Genomic DNA, 18989 nt, shown 5'->3' with positions numbered 1-18989 from the left:
CATGACCGCTCCGCACAGACCCGCCCCCGCCGCCGAGGCGGCGCCCGACGGGACCGGCCCGACGCCGGGCCCCGGACTGCTCCGCTCTCTGACTCACCGTCAAACCACCATGATCGGGCTCGGTTCGGCGCTCGGTACCGGCCTCTTCCTCGGCTCGGGCTCCGCGATATCGGTCGCGGGCCCCGCCGTGATCGTCTCGTACGCGGTCGGCGCGGTGCTCGTCGCCGTGATCGCCGTACTGCTCGGCGAGATGTCGGCGGCGCATCCCGTGCAGGGCTCGTTCGGCGCGGTCGCGCACCGGTACCTCGGTGCGTGGGCAGGGTTCTTGACGCGGTGGACGTATTGGTTCAGCGCGGTCGTCGTCATCGGCACGGAGGTCGTCGCCTCCGCCCTCTACCTGCGCTGGTGGTGGCCGGGGGTGCCGATGGGCGCGGCGATCCTCGCGGTGGCGGCGGTGGTCCTCGCGGTGAACGTCATCAACGTGAAGTCGTTCGGCACCACCGAGTTCTGGCTGTCGACGGTCAAGGTGACGGCCCTGTGCGCGTTCATCCTGTGCGCCGCGTTCCTCGTCTGCTTCGGGCTGCCCGACACGCAGGCGACCGGGCTCGCGCATCTGACGGACGGCGGCGGGTTCATGCCGCACGGGCTCAAGTCCGTGTGGATCGCCATGTCCGTCGTGATGTTCGCGTACGCGGGCTTCGAGGTCGTCGCCATCGCATCGGCTGAGGCCGCCGACCCGCAGCGCTCGATCCGTACGGCGATGCGTCAACTGGCGTGGCGGCTCAGCGTGTTCTACGTCCTGTCCATCACGCTCGTCGTCGCGCTCATCCCGTGGAAGCGGCTCGCCGCCGGGGACGGGAGCGTCGAGGCGAGCCCGTTCGTGCGGGTCTTCTCCTCCATCGGGGTACCGGCCGCCGCGACCCTCACCAACGTCGTGGTGCTGATCGCGGCCGTGTCCGCCGCCAACGCCCATCTGTACGGGGCGTCCCGGCTGCTGCACTCGCTGGCCGCCGACGGCCTCGCGCCCGCGCCGCTCGGCCGGCTCAGCGGGCGGGGCGTCCCGGCCGCCGCCCTCGCCGCGTCCACGCTCGGCATCGCGGCGGCGGCCCTGCTCGCCTTCTACGACGTCGGCGGCATCTTCAGCATCCTGATGTCGATCGCCCTGTTCGCGGTGCTGCTGGTGTGGCTGCTGATCCTCGCCACGTACCTGGCCTTCCGCCGGCACCGCGAGGCGCACCCCGGCGACTTCACCGGGTTCAGTGTGCGGGGCGGGCCGCGGCTCGCGCTCGTCGCCGGGACCGGGGTGCTGGCGGTCGCGGCGACGGCGGTGGAGGTGCCGGACATGCGGCAGGCGGCGGGGGTCGGGCTCGCGTTCACGGCGGTGCTGCTCGCCGGGTACGGACTGCTGGCGTGGCGGCGCGGGCGCGCGGCGGAGAGTGTCCCGCCGGGCGCGTGAGGTGCGCAGAGGTGCGCTGACGTGGGGTGACGGGGGTCCGCGCGGGGCCGCGCGGGGGCGTCGTGGCAGGCTGGGGGGCATGCCGATCATCGATGTGCCGTCCGGAGTCAGTCTCGCGTACGAGACCTTCGGCGACCCCGCCGACCCGCCCGTCCTGCTCGTGATGGGGTTCGGGGCGCAACTGCTGGCCTGGGACGAGGAGTTCTGCCGGCAGCTGGCCGCGCGCGGGCGGTTCGTGATCCGTTACGACAACCGTGACTGCGGTCTGTCCACGGGGTTCGACGAGCATCCGGTGGACGTCGGCGAGCTGATGGCGGCCCTCACCGCCGGGGATGTCGCCCGGGCCGCCGCGATGGTCCCCTACCGGCTGTCCGACATGGCCGACGACGGGCTCGGCCTGCTGACCGCGCTCGGCATCGAGCGGGCGCACGTCGTCGGCGCGTCCATGGGCGGCATGATCGCGCAGACGATGGCGCTTGAGCATCCCGAACGGGTGCTGAGCCTGACGTCCATGATGTCGTCGACGGGCGAACCGGAGTACGGGCGGGCCACGCCCGAGGCGCAGGCCGCGATGGCGGCGCCCCGGCCCGCCGACCGCGAGGGGTACGTCGAGACCGCCGACCGGGGGCTGGTGTGGGCGTCGCGGCGGTACGGGGATGCGGGGGAGCTGCGGGCTCTGGCGGCGGCGAGTTACGACCGGGCGTTTCGGCCTTCCGGGCTCGGGCGGCAGCTCGGGGCGATGGTCCTCAGCGGGGCGCGGGCCGAGGGGTTGCGGGGGTTGCGGGTGCGGACGCTCGTGGTGCACGGGTTGGACGACACGCTCATCGATGTCAGCGGGGGGCGGCGGACGGCGGAGCTTGTTCCCGGGGCGGAACTGCTCCTAGTCCCGGACATGGGGCATGACCGGCCCCGGCCGCTTTGGCCGACGCTGCTCGACGCACTGACGTCCCACACGGCCCCCTGAGGTGAGGGGGCGGCCCCGGCCGGTGGGCTTCCTCGACTCTCGTCGTGGCTGATCGCGCAGTTCCCCGCGCCCCTGAGGGAGCGGGGCTTCGCCCCAGCTCCCCCAGGGGAGGAGGTGGCGACGCAGTCGCCCCTCCTAGGGGCGCGGGGAACTGCGCGAGAAGCCCCACGGGGCGAAAGGTGAAGAACCACGTGCAGGCCCACCCACCCACCCGGCGCTGGGGACTATGGCATGTTGATAGGGCGGGAGCCCCTAGTAGCGGCCCGTTTCGTACTCGTCGGAGCGATACCCGTTCCCCGCGGAAGCGGTCCCGTGCGCGTACGACTGCACATTCGTGTCATTCAGCATCCGCGTATAGCACGTGTACTCCCCCAGCGACGAGCTGTAGGACAGGTTGTCGCAGTGGTCCCACGAATAGTCCGACGTACGGGCCACGGTCGCGTCCCCGTACGGCCCCGTGGAACGGATCCGCCCCCACACCGTGCGGCACCCCGTGCTGTACCGCAGCTCGATCGTGCCGACGCGCGTGCTGCCGACGTAGATCGCCGTGGACTTCGCGGTGATCGCGGTCGCCGCGCACCCGCTCGCCGTCGGGTCCTGGAAGTCGTACGTGGCGGCCTCGGCGCTGCCCGTCAGGCCGATGACTAGCGCGGCGGAGGCCGCTCCGATGGCGAGGGTCTTCGCGGCGGTGGCGGAGATTCTCATGGGGAAAGGTCACCTGTTCTGTGAGTACGTACAAGGAAGTGGGAGGTGGAGCGGGGCGTCGGGCGCGGTCAGTCCGTCGTGCGGGAGACCAGGGACTCCCAGGTGCGCGCGCCGACGACCCCGTCGACGTCGAGCCGGGACTGGCTCTGGAAGCGGCGCACGTACTTCTCGGTCGTCGGACCCCACTGCCCGTCGACGAAGTTGCCGTTGTTCCAGTCGGCCTCGTCGATGCCGATGGTGGAGGCGATGTCGGACTGGATCTCCCGCACGCACACGCCCGAGGAGCCGTACGCGTAGTTGCGGGCGGGGATGACCCAGCCGTTGGGCGAGTAGCGGGAGCCGACCGCGTTGATGCAGGAGCCGAGGTAGTCGCCGGCCTGGGCGGGCGTGGCGGTCAGCAGGGCGCCCGCGGCGGCGAGCGCGAGGGCGACGGCGCTGAGGCCCTTGGCGGAACGGGTCATGGGGTTCCTTTTCGTGAAGGAGGGAGCCGGGAATCGGCGCCCATCGTGGCCCGCGCGGCGGCGTCCCGGGGCGGATGGGGCGTCCCGAGGTGGGAGCGGGAAGTCCCTGGGACGTCCCACGGGCCCGGCGAGGCGGCCGGGAGCCCGCGCGGGACACGCCAAGAAAACGGCTCCGAGGCCGAGTTCGGGCTCGCTTAGGATGCTCGACGGCGACGAGGAGAGCGCGTCGCAAGGGGAGATCTGGGGGGATCGTCACGTGGTGGAGCCTGCGCGTTTCCAGGATCAGGGGACGGCCGCGCGGGAGCGGCTGAGCGAGGAGTTGCGGCGCCTGAAGGCGGTGTCGCGGCTGAGTTTCGAGCGGCTGGCGGACCGTACGCATTACAGCCGTTCGTCGTGGGAGCGGTTCTTGAACGGCAAGCAGTTGCCGACCCGGGCGGCGGTCGAGCAACTGGCCGCCGTGGCGGGCGAGGACCCGGCGCCGTTGCTGGCCCTGCTGGACACGGCCGGTACGGCGGCCTCCGTACGGGAGGCCGAAGGGGGTGGCGGGGAGCGGGTTCCGGTGCGGGCGGCGCGTTCGCTGCGGCGGCATCTCGTCGTGCTCGGGTATGTGGCGTCGGGGGCGCTGCTCGGTTCGGTGGCGACGGGGCTGCTGCTGTCGCCGGCCGCGCCGGGAGCCGGCCGGTCGCCCGTGGCCGCGGCGAGCGCGGGGGCGAGCGCCGGGGAGAGTGCGGTCGCGCAGAGCGGTACGACACGGCTTGCGGCCCGCGCCGGGGAGCCGGGGTGCCGGACCGACACGTGCATCGGGCGTGATCCGCAGGCGATGGACTGCCAGTGGGACGCGGTCACCGCGCGGCAGAGCTGGCTGCGGGGCATGCACATCGAGCTGCGGTACAGCGCGGCGTGCCAGGCGGTGTGGGGGCGGATCGAGAACGGGGCGGTCGGTGACACCGTCACCATCAAGGACTCGACGGGGCTCGAGCAGGAGGCGCGGATCCGGATCGACCGGGATACGTACACGAAGATGCTGGCCGTTTCCACGGGCATGCCGGTGGAGTCCGTGACGTTGTGCGGGGCGATTCCCAGTCAGCGTCAGCGAGAGTGCTCACCGGAGTCCTCCGTCCAGCCGTGAGTAGGGGGCGGTCTTCATCTGCGGGTGGGTGGGGCTTCTCGCGCAGTTCCCCGCGCCCCTGAAGGCGGGGCTTCGCCCCAGCCTTCCCCGATAGAGGTAGCGCACGCAGTGCGCACCGAAGGGGCGCGGGGAACTGCGCGACCGGCCACAGCGCACCCGGCACTCTGGGGCTCCGCCCCAGCCCCCGCTCCTCAATCGCCGGAGGGGCTGGGAGTTGCGGCTGAGGCCAGCCCCCAGGGCCCCAGGGCCGGAGGCTGAGAGCGGGCGCTCAGGCAAGCCCCGTAAGGGGCGCGGGGAACTGCGCGACCAGCCACCCACCCGGCGAAAGGTGAACGACAACCTCAGGGGCAGCCCCCGTGAGGGGCGCGGGGAACTGCGCGATCGGCACCCACCACCCCGCGCAATACCGACCGCGGCCCGCGACCTTCTCTTCGCCCCGGCGACCTGGCACATTGGCGGACGCTCGTGATCAGGCCCGCTCAGGAGGAGACCCGATGAACCCCGCGTTCGGCGACTACCAGTTCGAGATCTACCTGGACGGCCTGCGCGGCGTCACCCCGTCGCACCCGATGGAGTTCAAGGAACTGGAGTCGCGGGCGCGAGCCGCACTGCCCGCATCGGTGTGGTCGTACGTGGCGGGCGGCGCCGGCGACGAACACACCCAGCGCGCCAATATCCGGGCGTTCGAGCGGTACGGCCTGATGCCCCGCATGATGGTCGGCGCGGCCCGCCGCGACCTCTCGGTGGAGCTGTTCGGGACGCGGCTCCCGTCCCCCCTGTTCATGGCCCCGGTCGGCGTCATCGGCCTCTGCGCGCAGGACGGCCACGGTGACCTGGCGACGGCGCGGGCGGCGGCCCGTACCGGCGTGCCGATGGTGGCGTCCACGCTGTCGGTGGACCCGATGGAGGCCGTGGCCGCGGAGTTCGGGACGACGCCGGGGTTCTTCCAGCTCTACACGCCGACGGACCGGGCGCTCGCGGAGAGCCTGGTCCACCGCGCGGAGGCGGCCGGCTTCCAGGGCATCGTCGTCACCCTGGACACCTGGGTGACCGGCTGGCGCCCGCGCGACCTCGCCACCGCCAACTTCCCGCAGCTGCGGGGCCACTGCCTGGCCAACTACACCTCGGACCCGCGCTTCGCGGAGCTGGTCCCGGGCGGCACGCCCGACGACGTGGTGCGGACTTGGGCCGGCGTCTTCGGCAACCCGCTGACCTGGGACGACCTGCCGTGGCTGCGGTCGCTGACGGATCTGCCGCTGATCCTCAAGGGACTGTGCCACCCGGAGGACGTGCGGCGCGCCCGCGACGGCGGCGTGGACGGCGTGTACTGCTCCAACCACGGCGGCCGCCAGGCCAACGGCGGCCTCGCCGCGCTGGACGCCCTGCCCGGTGTCGTCGAGGCGGCGGACGGGCTACCGGTGCTGTTCGACTCGGGGGTGCGCTCGGGCGCCGACGTGGTGAAGGCGCTCGCGCTGGGCGCCACGGCGGTGGGCGTCGGGCGGCCGTACGCGTACGGGCTCGCGGTCGGCGGCGAGGACGGGCTCGTGCACATGCTGCGGTCGCTGCTCGCCGAGGCCGACCTGATCATGGCGGTGGACGGCTATCCGACGCTCGCGGACCTCACGCCCGACGCGCTCGTCACGGCTCCGCGCGTCTGACGGGGGTCAGGAGTTCGGTCGCGGCCGCCCAGCGGAAGTCGCCCTCGGCGAAGCGGACGCCCATCGCGCGCAGCCGCCGCAGGCTGTCCTCGTAGGCGGGGTGGCGGGCGAGGTCGTCGCTGACGCGGGGCACGGCGACGACGGGGACTCCCGCGCCGTACGCCTCGCACAGTGTGGCCACGGCGAGGGTGTCGGCGATGCCCGCGGCCCATTTGTTGAGCGTGTTGAACGTGGCGGGGGCGACGACGATCGCGTCCGGCGGCGGGAACGGGCGCGGGTCGGCGGGCGTGCGCCACGCGGAGCGGACCACGCGTCCGGTGCGGGCCTCCACGTCGGCCACGTCGAAGAAGCCGCCGAGCGCGGTGGGCGTGGCGATGACGCCGACCTCCCAGCCCTGCTCCCGGGCGGCGTCGATGAGCGTGCCGACACCGTCGGCGACCCCGGCCGCGCAGACGATCACGTACAGGAAGGGCTGGTCGGGGCGGTCAGGCACGGGGGGCCTCCTCGATCAGGCGGGCGAGCGCGGTGGCGACGGCCTCGGCGCCGTCGTGCGGGGTGACGGGTTCGTCGAGGTAGAGGTCGCGGCGGATCTCGATCATCAGGGCGTGGACGCGGTCGTCGGTGCCGTAGTGCCGCAGCGGTACGTAGGTGCCGGCGAACGGGGTGTCGAGGGCGGTTCCGCCGAGCAGAGCGAACGCGTCGCGGGCCGCGTCCAGCAGGGCCTTCGGGGTGTGGAAGGGGTCGGTGCCGAGGCAGACGGGCGGGCGCGGGTCGTCGCCGTGCAGCTCGTAGGGCAGGGCGCGGCTGGGATAGGAGTGGACGTCGAGGACGAGGGCGCGCCCGGTGGCGGCGAGCCGATCCTCGACGGCGCGGGTCATGGCGTCGGCGTACGGATGGAAGTACGCGGCGAGCAACTCGGCCTCGTCCGACGGCGGTTCGGTCCGGAGCGGGGCGCGCTGCGTGGTGCGGGTGTAGACGGCGCCCATGCCGACGGCCCGCATCTCCTCGCGCTCGTCGGGGAAGCGCTCGGGGTCGACGACGAGGCGGGAGCGTTCATTGACGAACAACCAGGGGGCGTTGGGCGTGAGTTGAGCGGCGCGGGTGGCGAGCTGTGCCGTACCCGTGTCGGTGATGAGGTCCAACTCCCGCTCCAGTGCGGCCTCTTCGAGCAGGAGGCCCGCGCGCACCCGGTCGGGGATCGTGCGGGAGCCGTGGGGCACGTGCAGGAGCACCGGGGAGGCGGGGTCGCCGGGCAGCAGGCGGTGGGCGGGGCCGTGTCCGTCGTCCGGGGCGGGGGCACCCGCGCGAGGGGCGGTCACGGGGCGTCCGGCGTGGCGAGGCCGACCAGGAGGCGGGCGGTGCCCTCGGGGTCGACGGTCTGGTGCAGATGGGCGCCGGGCAGTTCGGCGACCCGCCAGCCCCGGGCACGGGCGTCGTCGGCGGCCTCTTCGTACGGGGGCCCGAACAGCAGGTAGGAACAGGGGTGGTCGTCCCAGCCGGCGGGGACGGGGACGCGCTGTTCGTAGTACGCGAGCGGCAGCCTCGGCTGGTCCTCCACGAGCACGGCGCGCAGGGCGGGGTCGGGGAACATGGGGGCGATGTCCTCCTCGTCCCACCAGTCGGTCCAGCGGGGCAGCCTGCCGTCGACGGCCTTCGGGCGCAGGAAGTCCAGCAGCTCGGGCGGGGCGACGGGGGTGGCGCCGGCGGGGGCGGGCAGGGGCGCGTCCACGAGGACCGTCGCGGTGACGGGCTGGTCGAGGCCGGCCCGGATCAGCGGGGCGAACAGTCCGGCGTTGCTGTGGGCGACGAGGACGACGGGCTGGTCCGCGGGGAGTTCCGCGAGGCCGTCGCGGACGGCGCCGACGACGGCGGGCCCGTACGGGGCGGGGGCGTCGGCGACACGGGTGAGCGAGGGCACCCGCACGCGGTGGCCGCCGGCGGTGAGGGCGGCGGCGACGGCGCTCCAGGTCGAGGGGCCCACGGAGGGGCTGTGCACGAGGACGAAGACCGGCTGCATGTCTTGATCATGGCGTCCCCGGGGCGGTCGGGGCCAGGGACTCGGCCCACAGCAGAACGCGGGCGGCCGCCCCGGGCGCGGGGGTACGCGCCGTGCGGGGCCGGTGGAATATGCCGGGGGCGTACGGGGTTGAGGGCAGCGAAGGAGGCCACAGTGGAGCAGATCTACTACACGCACGGGACGGCCGCGGAGCGCTGGGAGCGGGCGCGGATGTTCTTCGACGCCAAGGAGTACACGACCGCCGCGCGGATCCTCGTCGACCTTGTCGAGGAGGTCCCGGAGCAGGTCGGTCCGCGGCTGCTGCTGGCCCGTTCCTACTACCACTCGGCGCAACTGCGGCGCGCGGAAGCGGAGTTGCGCACGATCGTGGAGAAGGACCCGGTCGAGCACTACGCGCGCCTGATGCTGGGCCGCACCCTGGAGCGGCAGGGCCGTGACGACGAGGCGACCCCGCATCTGCGGCTCGCGGCGGCGTTCACGGGCGACTTCCCCGAGTCCTGACCCCGCCACCCGGCCAAGGGCCGAGCCGTCGAGACGGCTCGGCCCTTCCTCTTCCCCTCCCCTTCTCCCCTCCCCCGGCCACCCCCCTCACCTGCGTCTCCCCTCCGTTAGCCTGGGGGCACGATGACGCGTACCGAGCAGCCGAGCACCGCCCCCGACCCCGTACCGGACCCCGCCGGCCCCGCCGTGCCCACCCTGGACAGCCCCTGGGGGGCGATCGGGCTGACGCGGTTCCCCGTGGACGCCCGCGATCCGCTGCGGGCCTGGGACGCGGCGGACGACTATCTGCTCCAGCACCTGGCAGGAGCCGACGACGGCGCGGGCGGCGACGCCGAGGCCGTCGACCTGTCCGGCGCGGTCGTGGTCGTCGGCGACCGGTGGGGCGCCCTGGCGACCGCGCTGTCCCGCGCCGGCGGCTGCGTACCGACGGTGATCTCGGACTCGTACCTGGGCCTGAGCGCCGCCCGCCTCAACCTGGAGCGCGCGCACGAGGGCGCAGGACCCGGCCCGCACGCGCTGCCGCGCACGACGCGGGACGCGCCGCCCGAGCGCGTGGACGTGCTGCTGGTGCGGGTGCCGAAGAGTCTCGCGCTGCTGGAGGACCAGTTGCTGCGGCTGCGCCCGGCACTGCACGCGGGCACGGTCGTCGTCGGCACCGGCATGGTCAAGGAGATCCACACCTCGACGCTGAAGCTGTTCGAGCGGATCGTCGGCCCGACCCGCACCTCCCTCGCGCGGCGCAAGGCGCGGCTGATCTTCAGCACGCCCGATCCGTCCCTGACGCCCGGCCCGAACCCGTGGCCGCTGCGGCACCGGCTGCCCGAGAGCGTGGGCCCGCTGTCCGGCGGCATGACCGTGAACCACGCCGGGGTGTTCTGCGCGGACCGCCTCGACATCGGCACCCGGTTCCTGCTCCAGCACCTGCCCTACGGCACGGACGCGCGCACCGTCGCCGACCTGGGCTGCGGCAACGGCATCGTGGGCACGAGCATGGCGCTGGCCGCACCGGGCGCGGAGATCGTGTTCACCGACGAGTCGTACCAGGCGGTGGCGTCGGCCGAGGAGACGTACGCGCTGAACGCGGCGGAGCGGCCCGGCGCGGCCCGCTTCCTGGTCGGGGACGGCCTGGAGGGCATCGCGCCGGGCAGCCTGGACCTCGTACTGAACAATCCGCCGTTCCACAGCCATCAGGCGACGACGGACGCGACGGCGTGGCGGATGTTCGCGCAGGCCGAGCGGGCGCTGCGGCCGGGCGGGGAACTGTGGGTGGTCGGCAACCGTCATCTCGGCTACCACGTCAAGCTGCGCCGCCTCTTCGGCAACAGCGAACTCGTCGCGGGCGACCGCAAGTTCGTCGTCCTGAAGGCCGTCAAGCGCGAGGGCGCCGGGCGGCGCGGGCCGCGCGCCTGAGCGGACGCTGTGGCAAGCTGCCCCCATGAGCGGCAGTCCCGGCATCGACGATCTGGTGCGGCTGCGGCGGGCCCGCGACCGCATGGACCGCGAGTACGCCGAGCCGCTGGACGTGCCCGCGCTCGCGGCGGGGGCGCTGATGTCGCCGGGGCATTTCTCGCGCAGCTTCCGCGCCGCGTTCGGGGAGACCCCGTACAGCTATCTGATGACGCGGCGGATCGAGCGGGCGAAGGCGCTGCTGCGGCGCGGTGACCTCAGCGTCACCGAGGTCTGCTTCGCGGTGGGGTGCACCTCGCTCGGGTCGTTCAGCTCACGGTTCACGGAGCTGGTGGGCGAGTCGCCGAGCGCGTACCGGGCCCGCGACCACGGTGACGGCGCGGCGGTCCCGGCGTGCATCGCCAAGCTGTATCTGCGACCGGTCAGGAACAAAGAAGCGGGCGGAGACGCGCGCGACTAGCGTGAACGGCATGGACATCAAGCTCTCGCAGTGCTTCATCGCCGTCGACGACCACGACAAGGCGCTCGCCTTCTACCGGGACGTGCTCGGTCTTGAAGTGCGCAACGACGTCGGGTTCGAGGACATGCGCTGGGTGACGGTCGGCTCGCCCTCGCAGCCGGACGTGAACATCGTGCTGGAACCGCCGCTCGCCGACCCCAATGCCTCCCCCGCCGACCGCAAGGCCATGGCGGAGCTGCTGGCCAAGGGCCTGCTGCGGGCGGTGATCTTCACGACGGACGACTGCGACGCGACGTTCGAGCGGATCGCGGGCGCCGGCGCCGAGGTCCTCCAGGAGCCGACGGACCAGCCCTACGGCGTACGGGACTGCGCGTTCCGCGACCCGGCGGGCAACATGCTGCGCTTCAACCAGCCGCTGCGAAGCTGACCCCGCCCGGCTCCCTGGCAGAACAGGACCGGCCGACTCCTTGGCGGAACGAATCCCTCCGGGACAGGATGCCCGGATGAAGGGTGATCTTTTCGCAAGCGAGCACATGGTGCAGGGCGCGGTGGCGCCGGGGATGAGCGTGCAGAACGCCAAGTCGATCCGGTACGTGATCGACGGGGAGATGCTGGCACGCCAGGGGGCGATGATCGCCTATCGGGGGAATCTGCAATTCGAGCGGAAGGGGCAGGGGGTCGGCGGCATGCTCAAGCGTGCCGTCACCGGCGAGGGCCTGCCGCTGATGAAGGTGCGCGGGCAGGGCGAGGCCTGGTTCGCGCAGGAGGCGCAGAACGTGTTCGTCGTGGACCTGGAGCCCGGCGACATGTTCACGGTCAACGGGCGCAACGTCCTGTGCTTCGACCCGACGCTGTCCTACGAGATCAAGACGGTCAAGGGCGCCGGGATCACCGGCGGCGGCCTGTTCAACAGCGTGTTCACCGGGCACGGCCGGCTGGGGCTCGTGTGCGAGGGGCATCCGCTGGTGCTGCCGGTGTCACCGCGGCAGCCGGTGTTCGTGGACACGGACGCCATCGTCGGCTGGACGGCGAACCTGCACACGTCGCTGCACCGGTCGCAGTCCATCGGTTCGATGCTCCGGGGCGGCTCCGGGGAGGCCGTGCAGCTCAAGCTGGAGGGCGAGGGGGTCGTCGTGGTGCGGCCGAGCGAGGCCACCCCGCACGCGCCGCAGCAGCACTGACCGGGTGAGGCTCAGGCCGGGCCCCGGCGCGCGCCCGCGGGGCGTGCGGTGCGGGGCGCGGCCGGGCCCTCGGCGACGGCGATCCTGGCGAGTTTCGTCAGCATCATGCCGTTGCGGATGCGGACGAGGTAGTCGACGGGCAGCCCGTGCATCCGGGTGCCGGGGCCGCGCAGCGGATGCCAGTCGAGGGTGAACAGGGTGTGCTCGCCCCACGGCAGCAGTTCCATGGCGACGCGGGCCGCGCCGAACGGGCCCGCCTTCGCCTCCAGTTCCAGCCGCCGCAGCGGTTCGCAGATCCGTACGGTGCTGGTGTCGTCGGTGGTCAGCGGGCCGAGGCCGACACGGAAGCGGAGCGCGGTGCCGACGGCCGGCCAGTCGGGGTCCACGGCGAGCACCTGCTGGTTGGCGGTGACCCACTCGTCGTACCGGTAGCCGTCGCTGAGCAGCCGCCACACCTCGGCGGGCGGGCTCAGGATCAGTCGGCGGTTACGGGCCACGGCGCTCACGCTCCTTCCGTCCCCAGCGTTCAGCCTCCGGGCGTGGGCGGCAACCGCAGCCGGTCCCCGCGGGCGACGGCGAGGCCCGCGCCGCCCACGCAGAGCAGCAGCGCGACGGTGCCGAGGGTGAACGCCTCAAAGGCGGCCCGCGAGACGCCCCACACGGCGTGGAAGTCGTACCCGAGCCCGAACAGGTGCTCAAGGACGCCGGGGAACAGCGCCGCCCAGGAGCCGACGAGGATCCACGCGTACACGAGTGACGCGCAGACGAGGAAGCCGCGCGTGCCGAACGGCACCCGGTAGGGGCGCGGCACCTCGGGCCTGCGCAGCCGCAGCAGCACGAGCGAGGGCACGACGACGAGGTAGGACAGCAGCAGCGTGGTCACGGCGACGGTGAGCACGACGGCGAAGACGGCGGCGGCGTCCCCGTCGGCGAGGCGCATCGCGGCGAGCATGAAGACGGTGGCGACGGCCCCGGACAGCAGGTTGGTCCGTACGGGGGTGCCGAGGCGGGGGTGGAACGCGCCGAGGGCCCGGCTGAAGAACGCGCCGTCGGCGGCGGCCATGGCCTGCATGCGGTCGCTGACGATCATCCACGCGCTGCCCTGGGTGAGCAGTGCGAAGACGAACATGACGGCGGTGCCCGTCAGCACCGCGCCGGCCGCGCCCCCGTAGACGCCGAAGACGAGCCGGGCGCCCTCCATGAAGCCGCCGATGCCGGTGACCTTGTGCGCGGGCACGACGGTGAGCAGGGCGAGGACGGGCAGCAGGTAGCAGCAGGCGGCGACGGTCGCGGAGCGGCCGAGGGCGGCGGGCACGTCGCGCTGCGGGTCGTGCATCTCCTCGCCGGCCGCGTTCGGCGCCTCGAAGCCGACGTACGCGAACAGCAGCACGGGTACGAGCCCGAGGAACCCGGCGGTCGTCGGGGTGAAGCGGGCGTCGGTCAGGCCCTGGAAGCCGTGTTCGATGCCGTAGAGCAGGGCGGTGAGGGTGAACAGGGCGAGGCAGGCGACCTTGACGAGCGCGCCGGCCGTGGTGATCCACTTGCCGCGCCGCAGGGAGACGACGGCGGTGAGGATGGCCGCCCAGACGAACAGCAGCTTGAAGGCGTAGTCGGCGAAGGTGCCCGAGCCGAGGTGGAAGACGAAGCCGTCCCAGGTCTGCGCGGCGAGGAAGACGAGGGAGCCGCCGAGCCAGATCGGGTTGGTGACCCAGTAGAAGAGGGTGGTGAGGGCGGCGGCGGGCCGGCCGAGGGCGAGCTTGACCCAGACGTAGGGGCCGCCCTCCTGCGGGAACGCGGCGCCGGTCTCGGCGAACAGCAGGGCGTAGGGGACGAGGAAGAAGAGCGCGATGGCGGCCGTCCAGGTGGCGGCCTCACCGCCGCCGGTGGCGATCTGTCCGACGGTGTCGAAGGAGATGACCGCGGCGATGGCCATGGCGGTGATGTCGAAGCGCTTGAGGCTGCGTTGCAGCACGTCGGGCGTGTCCGACGTACGGGGGGCGCGGGAGGTCGTGTTGGAGGACACGGGCAGTTCCTAGGACGGGGAAGGGGGACTGCGGGGCGGCGCCGTGCGGCGCGGGACGGTGTGGGGGTCCGTGTCGGGTGGTGCGGTGCGGGCGGGGCCCGGGGGTGCCGGGCCCCGGTGCCTGAGGGGGCGGTCAGGCGGGGCGGATCTCGCCGGTGGGCTCAGTGCGTTCGAGGACGGAGCGCAGGGCGCCGGCGACTTCCTTGGCCTCGGCTTCGGTCATGATCAGCGGCGGCGACAGGACGAGGCTGTGCGCGGAGTCGCGGACGATGACCCCGCTCTCGCGCCGGATGACGTCGTGCGGCATCCGCTCGGGGTGCAGCGGCAGTGGCGTACGGGTTTCGCGGTCGGCGACGAGTTCGACGGCGAGCATCATGCCGACCGAGCGGATCTCGCCGACGATCGGCAACTCGCCGAGCTGCTGCTGGAGTTCGGCGTGCAGGGCGGCGCCGAGGGTGGTGGCGCGGGCGAGCAGGCCCTCGTTCTCGATGATGTCGAGGTTGGCGAGAGCGACGGCGGTGGCGACGGGGTGCCCGTTGTAGGTGTACCCCATGGGGAAGCCGTGCTCGCGCAGCAGGACCTCGGCGACGTGGTCGCCGACGAGCAGCGCGCCGAGCGGTACGTAGCCCGAGGTGATGCCCTTGGCAGTGACGATGATGTCGGGGGTGACGCCGAAGTGCTGGGCGGCGAACCACTGGCCGACGCGGCCGTACGCGGTGACGACCTCGTCGAAGATGAGCAGGATGCCGTGCCGGTCCAGGACCTCGCGCACGCGCGGCCAGTAGTCGGCGGGCGGGACGAGCATGCCGCCGACGCCCATGATGGGCTCGCCGATCATCGCGGCGATGTTCTCCGGGCCGATCTCCGCGATCCGCTCCTCCAGCTCGCGGATGAGGAAGTCGGTGGGGTCGTCGCCGTCGTACAGCTCGGTGCGGTAGGGCCACGGCGGGGTGAGGTGGGAGACATGCGGCATCATCGGCGCGAAGCCCTCGTGGTACAGCGGGAAGCCGGTGGCGGAGCCGCCGCCGTAGCCGATGCCGTGGTACGCCTTGCTGCGGGCGAGGATCCAGGTGCGGCTGCCCTCGCCGCGCCGGTGGTGGTAGTAGCGGGCCATCTTGATGGCGGCCTCGTTCCCCTCGGAGCCGCCGGACGTGAAGTAGACGTGGCCCAGCGGGTCGGGGGCGAGGTCGGCGAGGCGGGCGGCGAGGGCGATGGCGCGGTCGTTGGAGAACTCCCAGAAGCTCGTGAAGTACTCCAGCTTCTTCATCTGCGCGTGGGCGACGTCCGCGAGGTCAGCGCGGCCGTGGCCGACCTGGGCGAGCCAGAGGCCGCCGGTGGCGTCGAGGTAGTCGCGGCCCTCGGAGTCGGTGAGGCGGCAGCCGGCGCCCTCGGTCATGACGACGCGCTCGGTGGCGCTGCCCGGCAGATAGGGGTGGATGATGTGCGCCCGGTCGAGGGCGGTGAGCTGCGCGGTGTCGTGGCTGGTCATCAGGGCGAGTCCTTTGATCGTGGTACGCGCGGGGGCGGTGCCGGTACGAAAAAGCGGTGCCCGTACGAGGAAGCGGTGCCCGTACGGGACGGGGGTGCGGGCCGCCGGGTGGGCGGGGGCCCACGGGGTCAGCCGTAGGAGATCCAGGTGGTCTTCAGGCCGGTGTACTTGTCGAAGGAGTGCAGGGAGAGGTCGCGGCCGTGCCCGGACTGCTTGAAGCCGCCGAAGGGCGTGTACGGGCTGAGCGCGTCGACCGTGTTGACGGAGACGGTTCCGGCGCGCAGGGCGTCGGCGACGCGGTGGGCGCGGCCGAGGTCGCGGGTCCACACGGAGGCGGCGAGGCCGTAGGCGCTGTCGTTGGCGAGGCGGACCGCTTCGGCCTCGTCGTGGAAGGGCAGCACGGTCAGGACGGGCCCGAACAGCTCCTCGCGCACGAGCGGGGCGTCGGGGGTCAGGCCCGTGACGACGGTCGGGTCGACGTAGGCGCCGTCGCGGGCGGGGCGGGTGCCGCCGCACACGAGGGTGCCGCCGCAGCCGCGTACGGCGTCCAGGACGCGTGCGGCCTGCGCCTCGTCGACGAGCGGCCCGAGCCGGGTCGCGGGGTCGAGGGGGTCGCCGGGGGTCCAGGCGCGGGCGTGGGCGGCGACGCGTGCGGTGAACTCCTCGGCGACGGACGCCTCGACGAGCAGGCGGGTGTTGGCGGAGCAGACCTGGCCGGCGTTGTAGGCGAAGCCCCAGGCGGCGCGTTCGGCGGCGGCCTCCAGGTCGGCGTCGGCGAAGACGACGTTGGGGCTCTTGCCGCCCGCCTCGGGCCAGACCTGCTTCATGTTGGAGGCGGCGGCGTAGCCGAGGAACGCGCGGGCGACGGCGGTGGACCCGGTGAACGCGAGCGTGTCGACGTCCCCGTGCAGGCCGAGGGCGCGCCCGGTGACCTGGCCCGGGCCGGGGACGACGTTGAGGACGCCGTCGGGCAGCCCGGCGCGGGAGGCGAGTTCGGCGAGCAGCAGCGCGGACAGGGGTGACTGCTCGGCGGGCTTGAGGACGACGCTGTTGCCGGCGGCGAGGGCGGGCGCGAGCTTCCAACTGGCGATGTCGAGCGGGAAGTTCCAGGGGACGACCGCGCCGACGACGCCGAGCGGGGCGCGGCGCACGAGGGCGAGTTCGCCGGGCGGGGCGGGGGCGACCTCGTCGTAGAGCTTGTCGAGGGCCTCGGCGTACCAGGCGAAGCAGCCGGCGGCGCCGGGTACGTCGGTGCCGTGCGACTCGGTGATGGGCTTGCCCATGTCGAGCGTGTCGCACAGGGCGAGTTCCTCGCTGTGCTCCTCGATGAGCCGGGCGAGGTCGAGCAGGACGCGCTTGCGGGTGGCGGGAGCGGTACGCGACCAGCGGCCGTCCTCGAAGGAGGTGCGGGCGGCGCGTACGGCGTCGTCGATGTCGGCGGCGGAGCCGGAGGCGACCTCGGCGACGGTCTTGCCGGTGGCGGGGTCGACGGTGGCGAAGGTGCGGCCGTCCTGGGCGTCGCGCCAGGTGCCGTCGGTGAACAGGCGGGTGCGGGGCCGGAGTTCGGCGGCGCGCAGACGCCAGTGCGAGTACGTCGTCATGCGGTGGGCCTCGGATGCGTAGGGGGCCGGTCGGACGATCCGTCGCCCGGCCGGATCGCGGCGGGCCGGGGTCGGAGGAGGAGTGCCGCCCGTGCGCGGGGCGGGGCGGTGTCGGCGGCCTCGGTACGGGCCCGTCGACTTCTTTGAGCCGAGATTCAAACAATAGGCGGGCCCGCCGTCAATGCTCTGGGCTAGAACTCCTTGCAGAATCTGCGGCGCGTGGCAGAGAATCGGCGACCATGGGCAAAGTCGGCAGACCACGCAACCAGACGGCACGCAGGCAGGCCCTGGTGACCGCCGCCGGGGAGGCCATCGCCCTGCGCGGCCTCGAAGGGCTCCGCATCAAGGACATCGCGGACGCGGCGGGCGTCTCCCAGGGCTCGGTGCTGTACTACTACCCGGAGCTGGACGACCTCGTCCTGGAGGTCCACCGGGGCGCGGTCGAGAGCTTCCTGACGTCGCGTCAGCACGCGTACGACGAGGCGGGCGCGGGCGATCCCGTGGCGCGGCTGCGGGCGCTGATCGGCAGCGGCCTGCCGGACACGACGCGGGATCCGGTGCACGGACTGCTGTACGAGCTGCACCGGCGCGCGGGACGCAGCCCCGGGCACGCCGAGCTGATGACGTCGCTGTTCGCCCGCGAGGTGGCGCTGTACACGACGGCACTCGAAGTCGGCGCCGCCACGGGCGTGTTCACGCTGGCCGCGGCCGCGCAGGATCTGGCGCACGGCCTGGTCGCCATGGAGGACGGCTACGGCCTGCACATCGTCAGCCGCAACACGTCCCTCACCGGCGACCGGGCCCGCGCCCTGCTCCTGGCCCACGCGCGGGCGGTCACGGGGTGCGGGGAGCTGTAGCGGGCGGGCGACTCATGCGGGGCCCGGGGCTGGGGCCGCTAGACGGCGGGGGCCGGGGCGATGTCGCGGAGGATGTCCATCACGGCCAGGGCGCGGGCCGTCTGCGTCATGTCGCCCCGGGACGCGATCTTGACCTCCAGCGGCGGACCGCCGTCCCGCAGCCGCAGCTCCGCGACCTCGCCGCCGCCGTACGTCTGGCTGGTCGCCGGCCGCTGGTTGAGCACCGAGTAGCCGAGGCCGCGGGCCACCAGCGAGCGGACGGTCTCATAGCTCTGGGTGCGGTAGCGCACGTCGGGGGCCGTTCCGGTGGTGGCGACGAGGGAGTGGAAGTAGTCGCGGCTGTGCGGCAGGTCGAGCAGGACGAGGGGTTCCGCGGACAGCTCGGCCAGCTCCACGCTGTCCCGCCCCGCGAGCGGGTGACCGGCGGCGACGATGACGTACGCGGGCGCCAGCGCGATCGTCTCGGTGCGCAGGTCGGGCTCGGAACTCAGGCCGAGGCCGTAGGTGACGGCGAAGTCGATACGGCCGGCGGCGAGCGCGTCGACGAGCCCGTCGGCCTCCGCCTCCAGGACGTCGATCTCGATGCCGGGATGCCGTGTGGTGCACGCGCTGAACAGCGGCGGCAGATAGTAGGGCGCCAGGGTCACGAAGCACCCGACGGCGACGGGCCCGGTCAGTTCCTCGCCGCCGCCCCTGGCCTCCCGTTCGACCTCGCGGGCCCGCGCGAGGAGGTCCCGCGCCTGCTGCCGCAGCCGCTCCCCCGCGGGCGTCAGTGTCAGGCCCCGGCCGCGCCGCCGGATGAAAAGCTGCACGCGCAGCTCCCGCTCCAGGTTGTAGACGGCGGCGGACACGGCGGACTGCGCGATGTGCAACTGCGCGGACGCCTCCGTCATCGACCCGTGCTCGGCCGCGACGAGGAAGTAGCGGAGCTGTACGAGGGTGAACCCCAGCGGTGACATCATGCGAGACCCTTGCGCGTACGGGACCACGTCCCCGGCGAACCCTTCCGCCCCGACCTTATGCGCCGGTACGCCGCGGACGCCGCCGGGGCCCGCCCGGCGCGGCCCCCGGCGGCTCCGG

At 73.3% G+C, this 18989-nt stretch carries 20 protein-coding genes; 10 read left to right on the top strand and 10 right to left on the bottom strand.

The window, feature by feature from the left end; genetic code table 11:
• The first annotated feature begins 1 nt into the window (after position 1).
• On the top strand, positions 2 to 1456 hold the full coding sequence (locus tag ACZ7LY_RS18500) for an amino acid permease (RefSeq protein WP_471625672.1): 1455 nt from the start codon (positions 2 to 4) through the stop codon (positions 1454 to 1456).
• 79 nt (positions 1457 to 1535) lie between these two features.
• Positions 1536 to 2420: an alpha/beta fold hydrolase gene (locus ACZ7LY_RS18495; protein WP_471625671.1), complete on the top strand. Its 885-nt coding sequence runs from the start codon at positions 1536 to 1538 to the stop codon at positions 2418 to 2420.
• 252 nt (positions 2421 to 2672) lie between these two features.
• Here the strand turns inward: ACZ7LY_RS18495 and ACZ7LY_RS18490 are convergent, their stop codons facing one another.
• Together ACZ7LY_RS18490 and ACZ7LY_RS18485 are read right to left on the bottom strand one after the other, a co-directional pair.
• Complete coding sequence (locus ACZ7LY_RS18490) at positions 2673 to 3125, bottom strand: DUF2690 domain-containing protein (protein WP_471625670.1); 453 nt, start codon at positions 3123 to 3125, stop codon at positions 2673 to 2675.
• Positions 3126 to 3193: 68 nt separating this feature from the next.
• A complete protein-coding gene (locus tag ACZ7LY_RS18485; RefSeq protein ID WP_471625669.1) occupies positions 3194 to 3586 on the bottom strand; it encodes a peptidoglycan-binding domain-containing protein in 393 nt (130 codons plus the stop codon).
• A gap of 259 nt (positions 3587 to 3845) precedes the next feature.
• Here ACZ7LY_RS18485 and ACZ7LY_RS18480 point away from each other — a divergent pair, with 259 nt between their 5' ends.
• A complete protein-coding gene (locus ACZ7LY_RS18480) occupies positions 3846 to 4715 on the top strand; it encodes a helix-turn-helix domain-containing protein (RefSeq protein WP_471625668.1) in 870 nt (289 codons plus the stop codon).
• 494 nt (positions 4716 to 5209) lie between these two features.
• Positions 5210 to 6373 (top strand): alpha-hydroxy-acid oxidizing protein, encoded by a 1164-nt coding sequence (locus ACZ7LY_RS18475; RefSeq protein WP_471625667.1) that lies wholly within the window; start codon positions 5210 to 5212, stop codon positions 6371 to 6373.
• On the opposite strand, the gene ACZ7LY_RS18470 is transcribed toward ACZ7LY_RS18475, so the two are convergent.
• The 3 genes from ACZ7LY_RS18470 to ACZ7LY_RS18460 are packed head-to-tail and all read right to left on the bottom strand — an operon-like array spanning position 6354 to position 8390.
• Entirely contained in the window at positions 6354 to 6866 is a 513-nt protein-coding gene (locus ACZ7LY_RS18470) for a flavoprotein (RefSeq protein ID WP_471625666.1), read from the bottom strand. The genes ACZ7LY_RS18475 and ACZ7LY_RS18470 overlap by 20 nt on opposite strands.
• Positions 6859 to 7692 (bottom strand): N-formylglutamate amidohydrolase, encoded by an 834-nt coding sequence (locus tag ACZ7LY_RS18465; RefSeq protein WP_471625665.1) that lies wholly within the window; start codon positions 7690 to 7692, stop codon positions 6859 to 6861. Before ACZ7LY_RS18465 ends, ACZ7LY_RS18470 begins: the two co-directional genes overlap by 8 nt.
• Complete coding sequence (locus ACZ7LY_RS18460; protein WP_471625664.1) at positions 7689 to 8390, bottom strand: alpha/beta hydrolase; 702 nt, start codon at positions 8388 to 8390, stop codon at positions 7689 to 7691. Before ACZ7LY_RS18460 ends, ACZ7LY_RS18465 begins: the two co-directional genes overlap by 4 nt.
• A 210-nt stretch (positions 8391 to 8600) precedes the next feature.
• On the opposite strand from ACZ7LY_RS18460, the gene ACZ7LY_RS18455 reads away from it, so the two are divergent.
• From ACZ7LY_RS18455 to ACZ7LY_RS18435, 5 genes are all read left to right on the top strand, one after another.
• Positions 8601 to 8891: a tetratricopeptide repeat protein gene (locus ACZ7LY_RS18455; protein WP_471625745.1), complete on the top strand. Its 291-nt coding sequence runs from the start codon at positions 8601 to 8603 to the stop codon at positions 8889 to 8891.
• A gap of 195 nt (positions 8892 to 9086) precedes the next feature.
• A complete protein-coding gene (locus ACZ7LY_RS18450) occupies positions 9087 to 10301 on the top strand; it encodes a methyltransferase (protein WP_471625744.1) in 1215 nt (404 codons plus the stop codon).
• 25 nt (positions 10302 to 10326) lie between these two features.
• Positions 10327 to 10758, top strand: a complete 432-nt coding sequence (locus ACZ7LY_RS18445) for a helix-turn-helix transcriptional regulator (RefSeq protein ID WP_471625663.1) — start codon at positions 10327 to 10329, stop codon at positions 10756 to 10758.
• Between the two features lie 10 nt (positions 10759 to 10768).
• Positions 10769 to 11185, top strand: coding sequence for a VOC family protein (locus ACZ7LY_RS18440; RefSeq protein WP_471625662.1), 417 nt, complete (start codon positions 10769 to 10771; stop codon positions 11183 to 11185).
• A gap of 76 nt (positions 11186 to 11261) precedes the next feature.
• Positions 11262 to 11939, top strand: a complete 678-nt coding sequence (locus ACZ7LY_RS18435) for an AIM24 family protein (protein WP_471625661.1) — start codon at positions 11262 to 11264, stop codon at positions 11937 to 11939.
• An 11-nt stretch (positions 11940 to 11950) separates the two neighbouring features.
• Here the strand turns inward: ACZ7LY_RS18435 and ACZ7LY_RS18430 are convergent, their stop codons facing one another.
• The 4 genes from ACZ7LY_RS18430 to ACZ7LY_RS18415 form a co-directional block, all read right to left on the bottom strand.
• Positions 11951 to 12436 (bottom strand): SRPBCC family protein, encoded by a 486-nt coding sequence (locus tag ACZ7LY_RS18430; RefSeq protein WP_471625660.1) that lies wholly within the window; start codon positions 12434 to 12436, stop codon positions 11951 to 11953.
• A gap of 29 nt (positions 12437 to 12465) precedes the next feature.
• Positions 12466 to 13962 (bottom strand): APC family permease, encoded by a 1497-nt coding sequence (locus tag ACZ7LY_RS18425; RefSeq protein ID WP_471625659.1) that lies wholly within the window; start codon positions 13960 to 13962, stop codon positions 12466 to 12468.
• Positions 13963 to 14095: 133 nt separating this feature from the next.
• A complete protein-coding gene (locus ACZ7LY_RS18420) occupies positions 14096 to 15451 on the bottom strand; it encodes an aminotransferase family protein (RefSeq protein ID WP_471625658.1) in 1356 nt (451 codons plus the stop codon).
• Between the two features lie 128 nt (positions 15452 to 15579).
• Positions 15580 to 17052, bottom strand: coding sequence for an aldehyde dehydrogenase (locus ACZ7LY_RS18415; RefSeq protein ID WP_471625657.1), 1473 nt, complete (start codon positions 17050 to 17052; stop codon positions 15580 to 15582).
• A gap of 239 nt (positions 17053 to 17291) precedes the next feature.
• Between ACZ7LY_RS18415 and ACZ7LY_RS18410 the strand changes: the two genes are divergently transcribed.
• Entirely contained in the window at positions 17292 to 17909 is a 618-nt protein-coding gene (locus ACZ7LY_RS18410) for a TetR/AcrR family transcriptional regulator (RefSeq protein WP_471625656.1), read from the top strand.
• 38 nt (positions 17910 to 17947) lie between these two features.
• Here ACZ7LY_RS18410 and ACZ7LY_RS18405 read toward each other — a convergent pair whose 3' ends face one another.
• The gene (locus ACZ7LY_RS18405; protein WP_471625655.1) at positions 17948 to 18871 is read right to left on the bottom strand and encodes a LysR family transcriptional regulator; all 924 of its coding nucleotides are present in this window, start codon (positions 18869 to 18871) and stop codon (positions 17948 to 17950) included.
• Between the last annotated feature and the right edge of the window lie 118 nt (positions 18872 to 18989).

It is taken from the genome of Streptomyces sp. NPDC107550 (assembly GCF_055639095.1).
Note: the sequence above shows the minus strand (reverse complement) of the source record. Positions and strands in the feature narration are given on the sequence as shown.

Coding starts and splice junctions, on each gene's coding strand:
- ACZ7LY_RS18500 (WP_471625672.1), top strand. CDS start 2: ATGACCGCTCCGCACAGACCCGCCCCCGCCGCCGAGGCGGCGCCCGAC.
- ACZ7LY_RS18495 (WP_471625671.1), top strand. CDS start 1,536: ATGCCGATCATCGATGTGCCGTCCGGAGTCAGTCTCGCGTACGAGACC.
- ACZ7LY_RS18490 (WP_471625670.1), bottom strand. CDS start 3,125: ATGAGAATCTCCGCCACCGCCGCGAAGACCCTCGCCATCGGAGCGGCC.
- ACZ7LY_RS18485 (WP_471625669.1), bottom strand. CDS start 3,586: ATGACCCGTTCCGCCAAGGGCCTCAGCGCCGTCGCCCTCGCGCTCGCC.
- ACZ7LY_RS18475 (WP_471625667.1), top strand. CDS start 5,210: ATGAACCCCGCGTTCGGCGACTACCAGTTCGAGATCTACCTGGACGGC.
- ACZ7LY_RS18460 (WP_471625664.1), bottom strand. CDS start 8,390: ATGCAGCCGGTCTTCGTCCTCGTGCACAGCCCCTCCGTGGGCCCCTCG.
- ACZ7LY_RS18455 (WP_471625745.1), top strand. CDS start 8,601: ATGTTCTTCGACGCCAAGGAGTACACGACCGCCGCGCGGATCCTCGTC.
- ACZ7LY_RS18445 (WP_471625663.1), top strand. CDS start 10,327: ATGAGCGGCAGTCCCGGCATCGACGATCTGGTGCGGCTGCGGCGGGCC.
- ACZ7LY_RS18440 (WP_471625662.1), top strand. CDS start 10,769: ATGGACATCAAGCTCTCGCAGTGCTTCATCGCCGTCGACGACCACGAC.
- ACZ7LY_RS18435 (WP_471625661.1), top strand. CDS start 11,262: ATGAAGGGTGATCTTTTCGCAAGCGAGCACATGGTGCAGGGCGCGGTG.
- ACZ7LY_RS18420 (WP_471625658.1), bottom strand. CDS start 15,451: ATGACCAGCCACGACACCGCGCAGCTCACCGCCCTCGACCGGGCGCAC.
- ACZ7LY_RS18415 (WP_471625657.1), bottom strand. CDS start 17,052: ATGACGACGTACTCGCACTGGCGTCTGCGCGCCGCCGAACTCCGGCCC.
- ACZ7LY_RS18410 (WP_471625656.1), top strand. CDS start 17,292: ATGGGCAAAGTCGGCAGACCACGCAACCAGACGGCACGCAGGCAGGCC.
- ACZ7LY_RS18405 (WP_471625655.1), bottom strand. CDS start 18,871: ATGATGTCACCGCTGGGGTTCACCCTCGTACAGCTCCGCTACTTCCTC.